9 protein-coding genes are annotated in these 16,130 nt (G+C 62.9%); 2 read left to right on the top strand and 7 right to left on the bottom strand.

All coding sequences use genetic code 11. The annotated features are described in order from the left end of the window. Position 1: 1 nt before the first annotated feature. The gene (locus tag ACFQW6_RS13680) at positions 2 to 1,402 is read right to left on the bottom strand and encodes a DNA cytosine methyltransferase (RefSeq protein WP_378546037.1); all 1,401 of its coding nucleotides are present in this window, start codon (positions 1,400 to 1,402) and stop codon (positions 2 to 4) included. Between the two features lie 132 nt (positions 1,403 to 1,534). On the opposite strand from ACFQW6_RS13680, the gene ACFQW6_RS13675 reads away from it, so the two are divergent. Together ACFQW6_RS13675 and ACFQW6_RS13670 are read left to right on the top strand one after the other, a co-directional pair. Further along, entirely contained in the window at positions 1,535 to 2,830 is a 1,296-nt protein-coding gene (locus tag ACFQW6_RS13675; RefSeq protein ID WP_378546034.1) for a DUF3883 domain-containing protein, read from the top strand. Positions 2,831 to 3,014: 184 nt separating this feature from the next. Continuing rightward, on the top strand, positions 3,015 to 3,443 hold the full coding sequence (locus ACFQW6_RS13670; protein ID WP_378546031.1) for a very short patch repair endonuclease: 429 nt from the start codon (positions 3,015 to 3,017) through the stop codon (positions 3,441 to 3,443). A 207-nt stretch (positions 3,444 to 3,650) separates the two neighbouring features. Here ACFQW6_RS13670 and ACFQW6_RS13665 read toward each other — a convergent pair whose 3' ends face one another. The 6 genes from ACFQW6_RS13665 to ACFQW6_RS13640 all read right to left on the bottom strand — a co-directional run bounded on the left by ACFQW6_RS13665 (position 3,651) and on the right by ACFQW6_RS13640 (position 16,118). Further along, positions 3,651 to 4,607 (bottom strand): PD-(D/E)XK motif protein, encoded by a 957-nt coding sequence (locus ACFQW6_RS13665; RefSeq protein ID WP_378546028.1) that lies wholly within the window; start codon positions 4,605 to 4,607, stop codon positions 3,651 to 3,653. Beyond that, positions 4,604 to 6,988 carry a Z1 domain-containing protein gene (locus ACFQW6_RS13660; RefSeq protein ID WP_378546025.1) on the bottom strand — a complete coding sequence of 795 codons (2,385 nt, stop codon included), beginning with the start codon at positions 6,986 to 6,988 and terminating at the stop codon, positions 4,604 to 4,606. Before ACFQW6_RS13660 ends, ACFQW6_RS13665 begins: the two co-directional genes overlap by 4 nt. 3 nt (positions 6,989 to 6,991) lie before the next feature. Continuing rightward, positions 6,992 to 8,599: an ATP-binding protein gene (locus ACFQW6_RS13655; protein ID WP_378546022.1), complete on the bottom strand. Its 1,608-nt coding sequence runs from the start codon at positions 8,597 to 8,599 to the stop codon at positions 6,992 to 6,994. A gap of 409 nt (positions 8,600 to 9,008) precedes the next feature. Continuing rightward, positions 9,009 to 12,242: a sacsin N-terminal ATP-binding-like domain-containing protein gene (locus tag ACFQW6_RS13650; RefSeq protein WP_378546019.1), complete on the bottom strand. Its 3,234-nt coding sequence runs from the start codon at positions 12,240 to 12,242 to the stop codon at positions 9,009 to 9,011. Further along, positions 12,232 to 15,759 (bottom strand): DEAD/DEAH box helicase, encoded by a 3,528-nt coding sequence (locus tag ACFQW6_RS13645; RefSeq protein WP_378546016.1) that lies wholly within the window; start codon positions 15,757 to 15,759, stop codon positions 12,232 to 12,234. Before ACFQW6_RS13645 ends, ACFQW6_RS13650 begins: the two co-directional genes overlap by 11 nt. Beyond that, the gene (locus ACFQW6_RS13640; RefSeq protein WP_378546013.1) at positions 15,759 to 16,118 is read right to left on the bottom strand and encodes a hypothetical protein; all 360 of its coding nucleotides are present in this window, start codon (positions 16,116 to 16,118) and stop codon (positions 15,759 to 15,761) included. Before ACFQW6_RS13640 ends, ACFQW6_RS13645 begins: the two co-directional genes overlap by 1 nt. Positions 16,119 to 16,130 lie beyond the last annotated feature (12 nt).

The following is a 16,130-nucleotide window of genomic DNA, read 5'->3' as shown; positions in this document are numbered from 1 at the left end:
CCTACTCGGCGTGGGGGTTCATAGCCTCAAGGCGTTCGTCCGGTGACGGCGGGGCACTGAGCACCGCTCCAAGGAGCTTCTGCCCCTCTGGCGTGCGCTTGAGGACATCTTCGTCGCGCTTCACGTGCTCGCGAAGGACGTGCCATACAGCACCCACGTTCACGCCATTGCCCATCTGCTTGTAGGTGGCAGAGGGTTTCTGGTCTCCAAAGTCGTACCAGTCCGGCAGGCCTTGCAGGCGCGCAGTCTCTCGTGGGGAAAGGCGCCGCCCGCGCGGACCGACAATTGAGGTCTGCGTGATGGCCACGAGGGCAGGCAGGTAGTTGGGCTTCTTTGCGCGGATGCCAGACGGGCGGAAGTGCATGACCGTGTCCCACAGCCGCGGAGTGTCCTGAGCCTGCCATTCGAGCTTGCGCCGCGAAGCAGGGAAGGCGTCAGTGAACACGCCCCACTTCTTGGCCCAACCGTCCAGCACTTCCTTGTGGGCCGCATAGAAGGCGTGGTTCTTCTCCAGGTGCGACTGCTTCCAGTTCGGCGTACCGGCCGGGACAGGCTTCCGGTAGTCCCTCCACGAATCGGCCCATAGGGGGAAGCCCGGCAGCCGACGGCCCTCGCGGCGTTCCCACATGATCTGCACGAACTCATCCCAAGCGTCGATCCACAGGCGCTCAGCGTCGGTGAGGTTGCAACCAGGGATGTTGTGGGTGTCGTCCAGCAGGTCTTCGAGGTGCCACTCCTCCTTCGGTTCCCATCCGTCGATGGTGTCGCCGTTGGTGGCCACGGGGTGCACAGGGAAGGGCAGGTCCACGCCGTCAGGGTTGTACGTAGCAGTGATGAACACGCGCTCCCGTACCTGCGGCCGGCCACCACGCTCTGGCGGGAGGAGGTGCGGCGAGAAGATTGCTGGCGTCTCAGAGACGCGGTAACCCTCCTCTTTAAGCGTTTCGATGATGACCTGCCACTCGTGCATGTGGCGCGGGCCGGCAAGGTTGCGCACGTTCTCCAGGAGAACCACGGTCGGGTGGTGCTTTTCGACGATGGAGGCGATGTTGAAGAAAAGCGTGCCGCGGGTCTCGTCCATGCCGCGTTGCGCGCCTGACTTGCTGAACGGCTGGCAGGGGAAGCCGGCGGCGAGCACGTCGTGCGCCGGTACGTTCATAAGGCCCTTGTCCTTGTCGGCGTCCTCCGAGATGTCGCCCCACGATTGGGTCTCGCCTTTCGGGCCCGTCTGAGCGGCACCGTTCGGCGCGTGACCCCAGTTTCGCTCGTAGACGGCCGCCGCTGCCTTGTCGATCTCGACCGCGTACACGCACTCGCCGCCATACGCCTTGAGCGCCGCGTGGAACCCTCCCACGCCGGCGAACAGGTCGATGAAACGGAAGGAGGGCTCTGCGGCGTTCACGCTCACAGCTTATGCGGCCGACAACCCCAAGCAAGCATTGGCGTCGGCGTGTCGTCGAGCTTGTGTTCGATTTGCTCGCAACATCTCGCAATTCGGCCGCAGTGGCGACACATGACCAGCACACTTCAGCCCGTGAGCGTGCGGAGAGTGGAGCCCAAGAAGCTTGTTGGCCGGAAAATGGCGAACCCGACAAAACTGCAGCTGGCGCAGGCCATCGCCGACGCGCTCAAGATCGACCGGCCGCTTCAATCAAGGGGCTCATCGGTCGACAGCACTTTCCTCGACCGCGTGCATACTGCGCTCACCGGCGACACGAGCACGCAGACGGATGCCTACCGCAAGGCGGAACGCGTGTTGCAAGACGTGGGCCTGACCTACGACCCGTTCTGGGACACGAGCGAGTCGGCGGGCGACACGGGCGGGTCGACCGTCACGAACCGCGCCTACTCCCGCATCCTCGCCGCAGTAGCCCACGTGCCGCGTTGCTTCCTCATCAACGTGAACGACGCAGAGGTCGGCGCGCGCTGGGAGACCGATCATGAGTTTCGCTACGCCTACGACTCCACGGTCAGCGGGCGAGCCAACTTTACCGATGCTGGCCCCGGTTCGCGGGTCATCTACTACGCGACCAGCAGCCACAAGAAGAACCCGATGCACTTCATCGCCCACGCGGAGGTGTTCTACATCGGGCCAGGTTGGACGGGTCCATGGGAGGCGACCATCGCCAACTACACGGAGTTCAACCGGCCGGTGCCAGTGGGCGAGTTCGAGATGGAAGGCTGGAACCGCCAGATCTCCATCACCGAGATCAGCTACGGGACGTACCTCGACCTACTGACCGCTGGCGACAGCCTGGAGACTGCCCTGTCAGAGGACGTGCTCAGGGATCCGGGCGGCGAGGTCGTTGCTCAGCGGGTGCTTGAGGAACTGCCTCTCTCAGAGACTGCCCCTGCCTTGGCGGTCCCCCCCTTCCTCCCCTTGGAGGACGTGGTCCTTCGGCCGGCGCGCGAGCCCGTCTACACGGAGTCGGAGGCACGCCAGACTGTCACTACCGGCGATCTGCCGACGCCTAGGAACGCCGAGCGGAACAAGCTGGCTGAGACTCGAGCCGTCGAGCTCGTCACCCAGGCACTCGAGGCACAGGGCTGGACGAGGGTCATGGACTACCAGAGGTTCGGCGTGGGCTACGACCTGCTCTTCCAGAAGGACAACCGCCGGCTTCATGCCGAGGTGAAGGGCATCATCAGCGGGACGCTCGCCTTCAATCTCACCCCGAAGGAGGCGTGGCGAGTAGAGACGGATGAGGATTTCGCGGTCATCGCAGTGACGAACGTGCTGTCCCCCACGGCCTATGAACTGCACTTCCTCACCCGCAAGGACCTGGCCACCGCGGAGCGGATAATTACCGGGTATCGCCTCAAGTTCTGACGCACGCTGGGTGCGTAACCTGCGAGTGCCCGACAAGCTGGGATGTGAGCCCCGTGGGCTTTCGCGTCATGGCCTCGATCAAGCGGCCAGACACCAATCCAGAAGTGCGTCTGATGAACGGCGCTACACGGTGAGTGCGGTTTCGGATCGCCTCGCTCTCGTGGGCTGGTGACAGGGTGGGGACGTGAGCGGAAGGTCATACGTGCCTTGGGCGTCCTCGGCGGCGAGCCGGGCAACGATGCAGGGCAACCGGCGGCGGGACACCAAGCCTGAGATGGCGGTGCGCCGAGCCGTCCATGCACGCGGCCTCCGCTACCGGGTCGATACACGACCACTCCCCCACCTCAATCGCCGGGCTGACCTTGTGTTCACGCGCGCGAAGGTCGCTGTCTTCGTCGATGGCTGCTACTGGCACGGTTGCCCGGAGCACGGAACGACAGCGAAGAAGAACGCCGCCTATTGGGGTCCAAAGATCAGACGCAATCGTGATCGCGACGGCGAGACCGACCGCCTGTTGGTTGAGGCCGGGTGGATGAGTGTGCGCATCTGGGAGCATGAGGATGCGCTTGAGGCTGCCGAGCGCATCGCGCATGTGGTCCGAGCGGTCTCCTGAGTGCTTGCCGTCTCCAACGGTGCCCTGGCGCCCTCAAGTGCCCGCTCAGTTCATCGCTCGGCGTCGCAGGCGCGACGTCGCTCGGCAGCGGCGCGTGCTCACCTCGCCCTGATCTTGGTTTGCTGCACGCATCGGTGACGTCTTGACCTTGACCGAGGAGCCGCATTCACGTCGGGGCGGACTCGCAAGAGCCGCCAGCAGTGAATGCTAGAGACCTAGCAGGGTGGCGAACGAGCATGTCGCCGGTGGCTCCGAGGTCTCGGGAAACACTGCCTCCCAGCGCATCCGTCGAACACCCGGGCTCGGCAGCGGTGCGGGCACAAGTCCAGCTGGGACGTGCCGGAGGGCCAGGCGAGCCGCCGTCACATCGAATTGAATATTGACCAGGAGTTCGGGTGGCTCGCCCGCCGTGTCGACGATCAGGCTGCGGATCCGAGCAACAGCCGCGACCGGCAAGTCCGTTAGCGATCGAAACAAGTCGTTGACTGTGGTGCCGTGCGCGATGACGGGTAGTACGACAGATAGAAACGATGTGCACACTCCAGGGATGCCAGCGACCTGACTCGACGTAACCCAGTGAAGGCGCTCGAGGCCGCTGGTCGTCTTGACCTCCAGCCGCTCGCCATCCGCACTGAAGTCGTAGGTGTCGTCAACGGCGGAATGCCAACGCTCCGCCAACGCCTCACGATCTGCTGCGGCGGAGATCGCCAACAGCTCTCCAGCAAGACCAATCTCGGTCTCGCGGGCCACCTGACTTCGAAGGTCAGCCTCGAAGAGAACTCTGAGTGCGTGAATCGCGGGACCGAGGTCCTGCGGCGAGACTAGCCCGGTACTTGCTAGGCCAGAGAAGACCGCCGCTACCGCCGGCTGCAACCCCTCCCATGTATCACCGGGCGTGAACCTCAGAATGCAGACGTCATCGAGGCGCTCGGCAGATCCGACCGGGCGCAAGTCGGTTGCTGGCTTGAAATCAACTCGGGTGCCGACCATGGAGGCGACCGCAGGCTGCTGGGGTCCGACGAAGATGAATGCCCCGGAGCCAGACCGACCGATACCCATGCGCGCGTTTCGGTCCAGCAACACGAGCTGCACGTCGTCGGGATGCTGGGGGACCCGATCGTCGCCCACTGCTTGGGCGATCTGCTCATAGGAGAAGCTGGTCACGTCTGCTTTACGCCGATCATCCTGAGCTCGAAGCCGTCCGGGGTCTGGATCGTCATGGCGAGGCCGGCGGCGACCCGCACCGATTCGTCACCACCGTGAACGGACATCGGTTCAATGAGCACCGTCACCGCGTCGTAACCGAGCGCATCAATCGGCCGCCTCTGAGCGTCACCGACGTGCGGCACCGCGAGCCGCGCGTCATCGAACCACTCGAGTTGTCGGAGCGGAGAGTCGTTCAACCATGCGGATTTCCACGAGGCCAAACCCTCCGGAGGCGATGGCTGCTGAAGGCGTCGAACGGGGAGATCAGCGAGGGCAGGGTGTCGACCGTTTGCGGCAGCTCGTATCACATCGAGCTCCCGAAAGATCACTGCAAAGGGGAGGTTCGCAAGGCCCAGGTCGCGCAGTCTCGGACTCATCAGCTCTATCGCGACGTCCCGTTCTGCGTCGTCCGTTCCCGAGAGCCTGAAGGCACCAAGAAGGTCTCGCACCTCCTCAACACCGCATTCGACTAGCTCCCATTCGTCAAGCAGCTCTCGGGTGACATTGCCGCTGTCAAGCCAGTCGACAAGAGTTCGCGCGTTGTGCTGGAAGCTCTGCGGTTGAACGAACTGACGCAATGAGAGAACGACCCGCTGCCGGGCCTCGTCAACAAGGTCTCGTGTTCGTACGGCGAGTCGCGTGGGACGCGACCTGTTTGTCGGGCGGGAGACGTACCAAAGGGCCGGCGTATCCAGTCGCAGGTCCTTGTCTTGCTCATCCCAATCTTCCGCAGTCCCCATCAAGGCGCGTTCGACCTGGGCGAGGTAGGTGAACAAGTCAAAGATGTCCTGAAGAGCATGGACCGTAACAACATGCGAGTACGTTGCCCGGTATCCACAGAATCGCATCTGTTGGGAGACCGTGTCCTCGTTCGACGACTGCGCTATCCGAGTGAAGTACGTAGTGGTCAACTGTGGGAACGTGAGCCCGCGGCCGAGGATGTCGCCACCAACCACGATCCAGATGGGGTGAGCTTCCCAGGCCGCCCGCTTGATCGGTAGCGGGCCAGCCTCAGCGGTTGGTCGACTCGTGTCTGAGTTGACGACCCGGACCTCGACCTGCCCGATCAGGCGACCTACCTGATACAGCTGCTCGAGCCCGAGCGATGGCAGTTCGACTGTCGAGCCCGTGGTCGCCAGCACGCGCGCGGCCATTGTGTTCCAGGCATGAGTCAGTTCCACGGGCGCCCCGGCTGGGTCCTCACCGCGAAGTGAATCCTCCAACTCCTGCCGCAGCGTCGCGAGGATTAGCTGAACGCTGTTGTAGTCGAGGACGTGATCCTGGGTCTTGACACTCGTGTGCACCAGCATCTGTATCGAACGCATGCCCTCGCCAGCAGGAGAATCTCCACGCCGATAGAACGCCTCCGGATGGTGCGCACGCAGCCAGCCAGCGCAAAGGACATCGCAAACAGCCCGTTTCAAGCTGGCTGGGGGGTGCGTCGCCGATCGGTTGGCTGAAGACCAGTCATCAACCACTACGCGTCCGAGACGCTGCGCAGGATCCATGAGCTCGGCGACGCCGAAATAACCGGTCCCTGGCTTGCTCACGGCGCAGTAGTCAGGCCGCAGGGCACCGTCCAGCTCAGTTAGGAAGATTGCCTGCGGTGTGGCGGTGTACGACAGCCAGACATGGTGCTTCGCCGCCTCGCGAAGAGCCTTCAACTCGGAGTAGGTGGCCGCCTCCTCCCCCTTTCTGGTCGCCGCATTCGGGGATGCTTGATCAGCCTCGTCGTCGATGAAGAGTGCGGTCACACCCTCGCCTAGTTGAGCCGCCACCTCCCCGAAGAGCCACTTCAACGCATCGACGCGAGGTTTCGTCTTCATCGCGACAAGCACTGGAAGCCGCTCTGGCCACATGCCTTCGCCCTCTCGCCAGTCTCGCCGTTGCTGAGTACGACGCAGGACGTTCTCGAGAAACGACGCGTTGCGTTCGGCTTGACTGCGTGTCGGCACTGGCATCGCAATGACCGGGCTAGATGGAAGCCCGCTGAGATCGCTGCTGATCCTGTCAGTCGTCTGTCCGTTGAGCGCTTCGGTGACTCCGGTGAAGATGACGGCGACGTCGCATCGGTCAGCAGCCCAGGCGAGCATCCCCAATTGACTGCCTGTCTTGCCGGACTGCACCTTGCCCATGACGAGGTAACAGACACCGGTCTTCTCTCGGTCGACCAGTTGGATCTCCGCCCGGCCGCTCAATCTGGCAAGATCCTCGCCGAGCCGCACAGCGTCGCTCGCCCCGATTTCTTCCCCAGCCACTCCGACGAACTCGCGTCTCTTTTCCTTCAGGTAGTCGTCGAGCGCCGACGTTCCTGGCATTGATTCGCGGAAGATATTCACTGGCTACTCCGGTAGGTCGTCCGGCTGGGGATGCACCAACTGCAGGATCTGATTCATCTTGGTCCTCACAAGCCTTCGCTCCGAACTCTCGACGAAGACCTCAGCGGCACCCAATGACAGGGCAATCCGTGTCAGCAAAGTCCTCATCGCGACGTCCATGGGAGGCAGGTCGTCGAAAAGCGGATGCGCTTCGTTAACGATGATGTCGTGCTGTCGACGACGGGCATCCTCCGAAACAGAGAGAAACGGTCGATTCCGATTTGACGAGAAGCGAAGTGCAAATGCGTGGGTGTGAACCTCGCGGTCCGTAATCGCGAACTTGTATGCCGGCAGGTCATCCTCGGGCGGGCCACCCTCCTCCGGTGCTGGATCGTGGCTGATCTCGCCATCGACCGCCCTTTTCAGGTTCTTCGTGGCCGTAGTTGACGCAGCCACCAGGTTCTTCTTATCGACCTGATTTCGCTTGCGACGCTTGAAGTTGACGGCCATGTTCCAAAGGTCCAGGCGCGCGTCCTTCATCTGCTTCAGGACATGCTCGACGAACTCTGCCTCCTCCTCCGGCGTCCAGAGCGTTGAGTCGGTTGTGATCGACTTGCCTAGGGCCGTGACGTCGAACTCGCCGATGTAGCTCTGCGCTCGGTAGCTACCGGCCTGGCCGAATACCTGTCGCGGCCGGAAGCCCGAGTTGCCGTCGCGCGGTCCGTCCAGTGGCGTCACTCCGCCAATGCCCTTCCCGCGATAATGCAGCGTGAATCCACTCAATTCACGGCTCATCGTCTCGAGAATCCCGACCCAACCCTCGATCACCTTCCCCGTACTGAGCTTCACGCGGATCTTCTTCCGCCACAGGCGAGTCCGTGCCCCCTTGGCCGGTCCATCGGGGCTCGGCCAGAACGGCTCGCTCAGAAGCTTGGGCGGGTCGAACGACAACTGCTTCTTATCGACGAACAGACGGACCGGGTGCGCAGATGAATCTCCCACCTCTGCCAGTTCGCTCACGGACAGGAACTTTCGGTAGATCGACGGAAGGTACGCCGCGACCGTCGCCCGCGTCTTGCCCGCAACCGGGGCGTTCTGCCAGAGCCCGTCCACCGTGATCCGGGTCCCGGAGTGAGACCTGGTCGGAATGGCGTGCACCTCGGCCGTTCCCTGCGGCTGTGTGCCTGATTCGCCGAGGTCGATCTCGACCTTCCAGCCGCGGCGCTCACCAAGCGGCCAGGTCTCGATCGTCAGGCGCCGACCCCACCAGAATGCGGCGGCTTTCATCCCGACCCCGTGAAGATTGAGACCGACGGAGGTGTCTTCGGGAGGCTCGCCGGTGCGAAGGGCACGCGGGAGGTCCGCCCGAGCGATTCCAGCTGCGTTGTCCTCGACGACTAATCGCCCGACCCGGTCGTCGAAGGCGATCCGGACGTCACACACGTAGTCGGGTCCATACTTGGCCTCCAAGCGCCTCACATTTTGGAAGTAGCTCGAGATCGAATTGTCGACGAACTCTCCGAGCGCGTACCAGGGCGTGAAAGACAGGCTGCGAAACATCCTGAGTGCGGCGGCGTCGGGGCGGATGTCTACTACAAAATCGTTGCTGGCGCGTGCGCGCGTAGCGGCCATCGAACCCCCGGTGTGTCCTCAGCGTCGGCTCTTCAAACTACACCGGACGCGCGTGCGATGCGCACGACATCTTGCCTTTGGGCAGTCATTCAAGACTTCGGATCGAGTTGTTGAAACACGCCACCGCCTCACACCGCTCTGCAGGCCCTCGGAACACGCTTCCCCCACCAGTCCTCCTAGAGGCCGATCTCGAAGTCGACCGGAACACTCCGGAAAGACCAAAACCCCAGGCTCACCTGGTGTTTGTTGGTCGAGCCAACGAGACTCGAAGTCGCAAACCCCTGATTGCATCTGCTCCAAAGCAAGCCAAGGGCTTGTACGCCGTGTCGAACCACGCGAACCCGCTCAATGTGGTGGTGAGCCTGAGGTGATCGTCGGGCCCCACAGGCCGCAGCCCGCGCATGCCGCGTCAGTCGTCGCGGCGTCCGTCCCCCGCCACGCCGAGAGCCGTCTTGACGTCAATCGCATGTTTGCCAGTAAAGGCGAGCTTGACACGCTTGCCGTTAAGAACCACCGGGATCTCGACCAGACCCACGCCAGCGTCGATGATCGTCCCGACCAGGTGATCGAGGATCGCCCCGTTATTGGTTCCACGGGCGTACTTGTAGAGCGCGGCGCAGAGAGGGCACAGCGCGAGGGCGTTCGCCGTGTGAACCTGCTTGCGTGCGTTCACGAGGCGTACCGCTTCGAAGTACCAGGAGCCGTCTTTGATCTTAAATGGGAGCTGCTTCCGGCAGGCCTGACAGTGCATGTCACCAGAGGCAGTCGTGTATTGGCCTCGGAGGTACGCCCTCGACTCAGCTGATGCCTGGGCCTGTCCATCAACGACGCTGCGGTCGCGAATGGAAGTGCTGAACTCGGGCGCCGAGGCCGCATCGAGCGCAGTGATCCCAGCTCGGCGAACAGGATCTTCAGACGGGCCCTCGGGGAACTGAGCCATGGCGGCGTGCTCACGGAGGATGGCTCGCAGGTCTAATCCTTGCTCCTTGACCTCCCGCAGGAGATCCAGCGCATCCTCGTCGAGACCCTCCTCGCGGAGATAGTCCGTGACCCCCTCCCGCTTCTGCCGCCGCCGGACGGCGTCTGCACCAAAGTCCAGTTTGTAGACGAGCGAGGACTGTTGAGGGGCCGGCCAGTCGTCGGGAAGCTCGTCGATGCACACCTCGCGCGGGAGTTTCAGATCACCGTCGCGGTTAAGGACCCACGGCCTCGAGGTCAAGGTCCGAGCCAGCTGCGACACCATCTGATGCCGCTGAACGCTGGCATTGGCTTGATAGACAGCAATCGCCTTGGTGGCCGGTGCTTCAACAACGGTGCGCCACAACGCGCGGAGCAGATCGTGATCGCCCGTCCCGATGATGTCGTTCAGGCGCTCGATGCCCCAGTCAGACCGGTGACCCTGGGCCGTCTCACGATTGTTTGCGCGCCATGAGTAGGAAAACTCTGCGTTCCTCGCGACGGGAGCCTTCGTGATCTCAATCCCGGTTTTGGCGCCAAGCGACCCGAGGAAATCATCGATCCCATCAACATCGAGGTACACCCCGGCTAGCGGATAGGGCTCCTGGTCGTACGCATACCCCCCGCCGTTCTTCCAGAAGAGCTTCTTGCGCGGGTAGAGCGCTGACAGCCCTGAGTCACGAAATGGAAGGTCGACGAATGTCTGTCGCGCAGTGACCCAGCGGGGCCCACCCTCAGACTGGTCCGCCATCAGCAGATAGGCCGACGAAAGCGCCCTGCGAGCGTTGACATCCCTGGCCGCGTAGCGCACGAAGGCGCGGATGTCCTGGAGATGCTGCGTGAGGTCATCGCCCTCGGGAATCGGGCGGTCCTGGGTGCTGTAGGCCGCGAGTCGCCGTTCGGCCCGTGCCGACTCGTCCCATCGCTTCGTCCCGACTGCCCGATAGAACGCCTTCAGGTTGGCCGCTCGTGTGGCGTCCTCGTCGTCTTCAAAGTAGGCGAGGTTGATAGGCACCCGCGACTGGACTGTGTCGCTGCGGCCCGACGGCAGGAAGGTGGCAGAGCCCCGTACGTGGGTGACTGTGTTGCGCCTCACCAGGCGCACGATGGGGACGTCATCAAGCCAAGAAGAGTAGAAACGAAACGACTTGTGTTCCCGGCTGCCGAATCCAATGAGCTGGTAGAGACGAAGGAGGTCGTCGTCTGACTTGGCCGCAAGCCAGGAGAACCAAGCCCGCGCGGCGGCCTTGTCATCCTCGTCGTAGTCATCGTCGATATCCGCGAGGATGTCGTCGGCGCAGTCGGCGGAACTGAGTGCCTTGATCAGCTCCTCCCACCCAAACTCCATGGTGTCCAGACCGGCGAGGAACTTGCCGGCACGCCCGTCGCGATCGCGGATCCATCGAGGGGTGGCTGACGTCTCGTTCCCAGCGAACTCGAAGAGGTTCGGGAGCTCCCCTGGATCCAGCCAGTTGCGGAACTCGCTCGGGCTGGCAACCAGCGTCCGGGCAGGCGCGAAGCCGGCTGCCGTGCCTCGAACCGGTGTGATCTCCAGTTCGTTGAACGCCTCGGTGATTCCATCCCTGATCAGGCTGTAGGGGTGACCGATCTGGTCGTCCTCGTTCGGCAGCGTCGCGAGGAAGCTGTCGTCGATGAGGCCATCAGCACACATTCCCGGGAGAGCATTGGCGATGAGTGTCGCGAGGTCTCCAACCAGTCGCACATTCCCCGGGTCGTCGCGCACGCTGTCTCGGGCCACCGTCGACGCGAACGGAGCGTGGATGTGAAAACGCAGTCCTGAGAATTCTTTGACCGCCGGAAAGTAGATCGACACGTCGCCGTCGTCGACGGGGACGATTGAGCGACGCGGGGCGAGGTCTTGAGCCTCGCCATTCTTCGCCTTTTTGCTTCGCGGACCATCAGCTGCCTCGACCTTGAACGCCGCCGCCACAGTGAGCGGGCTGGCGCTGGGGCCATCGACGCTCGCGTTGCCCATCAGCCTGAGCCAGTGCGACTCAACGAAGTCGCCGCCCTCGGATCGCTTGATCGCGATGATCCGTGAGTCGACTGGTCTGCGCTCGATGATCCCGACGGTCCCATCACGCAACTCGTATGTGATTGTGCTGATGTGGTTGAGAAACAACAGCGTCTTCTCGTCGAGTTCCGTCAGTCGTCGCTCGATCTCAGCGCAGGCCGTGTCAGCGGACTTGTCGCTTCGGTCGAAGGGGAAATAGAACGTGGTCCAGCTACCAGCCGCTCGGCCCTCAATGTGCTCTGGCACAAAGAGGTCTTGAATGGCGAACGAGTAGTCACCGGAACGGATCTCTGGACGCGTCGTATAGGAGTACACCGCCTTGAAGCCGACTCCGAACTTGCCGATCTGGGTCGGATCATCCTTCTTGGTCGAGTCGCCAATGTTGGCGATTGAGTCGATATCCTCAAGAGTGAACGAACGCGACCCGTTGTGACGAACCTCCAGGCCACCGAGCCGGAGCTCGAACTCCACGACGGATGCTTTGGCATCCTCGGCGTTCTGCAACAACTCATAGATGAAGTGCGCGTTGTCGGGATAGAGCTCCGAGAGCAGTCTCCGGATGCCCTCCTCGAACCCCCGCTTCTGCTTGTGAGCCTCGACGATGGCGCGCCCGGCAGCTGCGATGGTGTCGAACGTGAGCTCAGTGGCCATCGACAACCTCGACTGTTCCAGTGAAAAGGAGCGCGGTGGTGATGTCACTTCGCTGGATGCTCTCCTCGAGGCGCTGACGACGTGCCTCGAAGTCCTCTTCGAGGGACCGCAACTCCGATTCGCGCATGCGACGGATGTTGTCATGCGTAGCCGACAGAACCTGGTCCTCAAGCAACTGCATCCGAGCCTGGTGGGTGATGGACAGTGAAGCAAGCTGACTCTCGACATGGGTGCGAGTCCGGTCGAGGTGGGTCCCGCGCGCGTCCGACCACTCCGAATAGTGCTGGTCATCCAGCAACTCGCTTGGCTTCTCGGCGAACGCATCCGAGTCGGCCGCTTCCGCGAGCGTGCGTTCCAGTTCGTCGGCCAACCCGGCGGCGGTGGTTGTCACTACGACCTCGAAGTCGTCGCGGGGACCCAGGTACGTCCACGAGTGGACGGCGAGCGGGTAGGTGCCCTCGGGCACGGATGTCGACTTCACTAGAAGCGAGACCGTGCTTTCTGCGACGAACTGATCTTCGTGTGCTGCTGCTGCCCGCACCAAGTCGTGGACGGGCGAAAGCAGTTCGACATCACCGGTTGATGCCAACGCCGGATCGAAGGTGAGCCGCCGGGACTGGTCCGCACCAGATTCAAGCCAGCGCCGCCACTGGGAGGTGCTGTCGGATGCGGCGTCGAGCAGGTCTTCCCGTAGGGCTGAGCGAACTTCCTTCGTCGGCCGGAAGAGCGCCAGTGGGCGTTCAAACAGCGTGTCAGCCCGCTCGTATCCCCGGCTGGCGAGGTATCGCTGGACGAGCCGAGTCAACTGCTCGGGAGCGAGCCAGGGGCTCGCCGCCTGCTCAACCCCCTCCTCGTCGAGCTTTTTCAACGGAAGCCCGAACAGCGCGCTCTCGCGCTCTTCGAGTTCCTGCTGCTCCTGGATGCGTCCGATTCTGTTGTCCGCGAGTTGCCGGAGCCGGGCGTCACGCTCAGCGACGCTGAGGGTCAGGTCTTCCGCGATCTTCCGGATCTCGCGCGTCAGGTCCCCTAGTATCGCCTCGCTTCCACCGAGTGCGCGCTTGAAGACGCCAATTCGCTCAAGGCATCGCTCGAAGATGACCGCATCGACTGTGCCGCTGACGACGAGGTTCTTGATCGCGACGGTTTCGCTTGCCTGACCGCGACGGTCAATTCGTCCGATCCGTTGCTCGATTCGCATCGGGTTCCAAGGCAGGTCGTAGTTCACCAGAGCGTCACAGAACTGGTAGTCGAGGCCCTCCGTACCGACCTCGGATGAGAGAAGTACATCCAGGGCTTCCGGCTCCGTCCGGTTCTTGGCGAAGCGCGCCCGAAGGTCGCGCCGCTCGTCGTCTGGTACGCCACCGTGGACCAGACCGACCCGAACACCTGTAACCGTCAGGTGGTCGAACAGATAGCGGAGCGTGTGTCGGAAGGTGCTGAAGACCAACAACTTGTTGTTGGCGAGTCCTTGCTTCTCGTCGATGTAAGCAACAAGGCGGTCGAGCTTGGGGTCCTCGGTCAGCGCAGCGGCTTCCCGACCAACCTCCTGGATCTCATCGATAAACCCCTCAAGATCAGACGTGTCGAGTTGATCCACCTCGACGTCGGCTTCGCTCAGCTCCTCAGAGGACAGCTTGCGCCGCAGCAGGTCCTCGACGAAGGGGGCGAGTCCGTTAAGGCAACTCGCGGCTTGGCGCTGGAGCGTGGAGAGGATGAAGTCGAGCGAGTGGCCATGACCCCTCGACGTCGAGATGCGTCCGGCTAGGTCAAGGAGAAGATCGTGGACCACCTGCTGTTCTGGGGTGAAGTCAACTTCGAAGGTCTCGGGCTTCCTCGTGGTGAACGACCCGATGTCCCGTCTCCTCGTACGGTTGATGAGTCCAGAGAAGGTGTTGAGCGACTGCGTTAGACGGAGCGCCTTGACACGCTCGCGATCGCCCACTTCGTCCTGATCAAAGATGTCGCGAAGTTCTTGCGCGCGCGGGTCCGCGCTGAGGACGCGGCTGCCCCAAGTCGTTGCGAGGGCAGCATCCAGCTCCGCGGCGGACTCCTTCTGCCATCCCTCGCTTGCGATTCGAACCGAGCTCTCGACGTTGGCGAGGAAAGCATTCGGTTCCCGCATCAGCTCGAATGCCTGATTGTCGACGAACGTGTCGGGCCGGAGGAGTCGAAGGAGTGTGCGCAGGTCCTCGCTGCGGGTCTGGATCGGGGTGGCCGAGATCAGGACGGCGGCCTCCGCCGAGTCCACCAGGTGCTTGACTACCCGGTGGCTCCACGTGTCGCTGTTGCGGATGTGGTGGGCCTCGTCGACGATGACGAGATCGAACTTGACCGGCGGGAGCAGCGACACTAGTCCGGGCCGCGGCCGCCTCCCCGAGTTGTCGCCAAGAAGCAGCCGCTCATCGAGCAGCGAGTACGGCAGGATCGCCTTGCGGTACCGCGAGGGCCATCTACCCTCGGCCCGGGTCTCGTCGATGCAGTGGCGCAGGGTCGCGCTGTCGAGATGAGCAAAGTCCTCGTCGAATCGCTTGAGCTCTGACCGCCACTTGCTTTCGACCACGAGCGGCTTGGGACAGATCACCAGGATCGAGTCGAGCTTCTGGCGGGCTTGCAGTTCCTTGATGATGAGGCCGGCCTCGATGGTCTTTCCGACACCAACGTCGTCGGCGATGAGAAGCCGCGGGCGATCGGCGCCGATCAACTTCATGACGGGCCGGTACTGATAGGGCTCGTAGTCGATGCGCCCGCTGTTCAGCGAGTACAGGCGATTCACTGACGGGTGCAAGACATGGGCGGCCGACAGGCGAGACTTCATCTCCTCCGCTGACAGGTGCTCGGCCGCCTTCGCGTCGACCAGTTCGACCTGGCTCTCGTAGTAGGTCTGAGGCGTGCTCCCATGGAACACCGTGAGGCGGGTCTGCGAACCGGAGTCGTCCACCTGCATGACCACGCCCGTGAGCTCGGGTCTCGCCTTCAAACGAACCATTAGGCCGGGCGCAAAGGGGCTGGCCGCTTGTGCCGAGGTCGATGTCGCGGGAGGCGTTGCCGACGATTCTGCGGTCTGCGACGGCGCGAGCACTGCGAGTGCCTCGGTCCGTGCCACCGAAAGCCGCTGGGCTTCGACGCTGTCGCGTTCAATCGCTTCAGCCAGGAGAGCCAGCGTGTCGATGTCCCGGTAGATGCGTTCGGCGCTTGGCTCTCGCCCAGGAGCATCGTGCGAGTGGCGGTTGCGCACACTCGCCGCTTCCTTGAGCCAGTTTCGGTCGTCCCACTTCACGAGTCCACGGCGTCGGAACAGATCCCAGTTTTGGTCGACGACCCGCAGAGTCGCTGCTACATCAAGATCGTCCAGGGTCGACCATTGCTGCTCTTCGGCCTGTGTTCGCTGCTGATACGACAGCTTTGAGAGAACGCCTTGGTTCCACCAGTCCGGGCCTAGGGATGCGAGCTCGCGGCCGAGGATCCGGCGCAGGAGAGCAGCCAGCGTCGCGAGATTCTCGCGCATGTTCGTGGCCATCAAGCTTCCTTCGCGATCACGGTGTCGTAATGGCCGAAATGCCGCAGCCCTTCATGGCTTTCAATACCGGTGCAGGACAGCGACGCGTCCTCGTAGCGGCGGAGCGCGAACACAGCCTGATTTGTATGTGACCTGTTGAAGACGTTGAGCGGGACGAGGAGGTTGAAGGCATCCACCGTGAGGCCGGTGACGGTTCTGAGCAGGTAAGGCTCCAGTTTGGTGATGACCCTGCGGATGGCCTTCCGGAGTGGCTCCCACTGGAGGTCCACCTTCCAGACGTACGGACGCTGGGATAGCGGTATGACGAAGTGGTGCGGCAGGTTGAACAGCTGCAGCGGCGTCCGTTTGAAGGTCTCCACCCGGCAATCCTG

The organism is Nocardioides sp. GCM10028917 (assembly GCF_042666175.1).
GTDB lineage: Bacteria > Actinomycetota > Actinomycetes > Propionibacteriales > Nocardioidaceae > Nocardioides.
The sequence above is the reverse complement of the archived record's forward strand: the minus strand, read 5'-3'. Positions and strand labels throughout refer to the sequence as shown.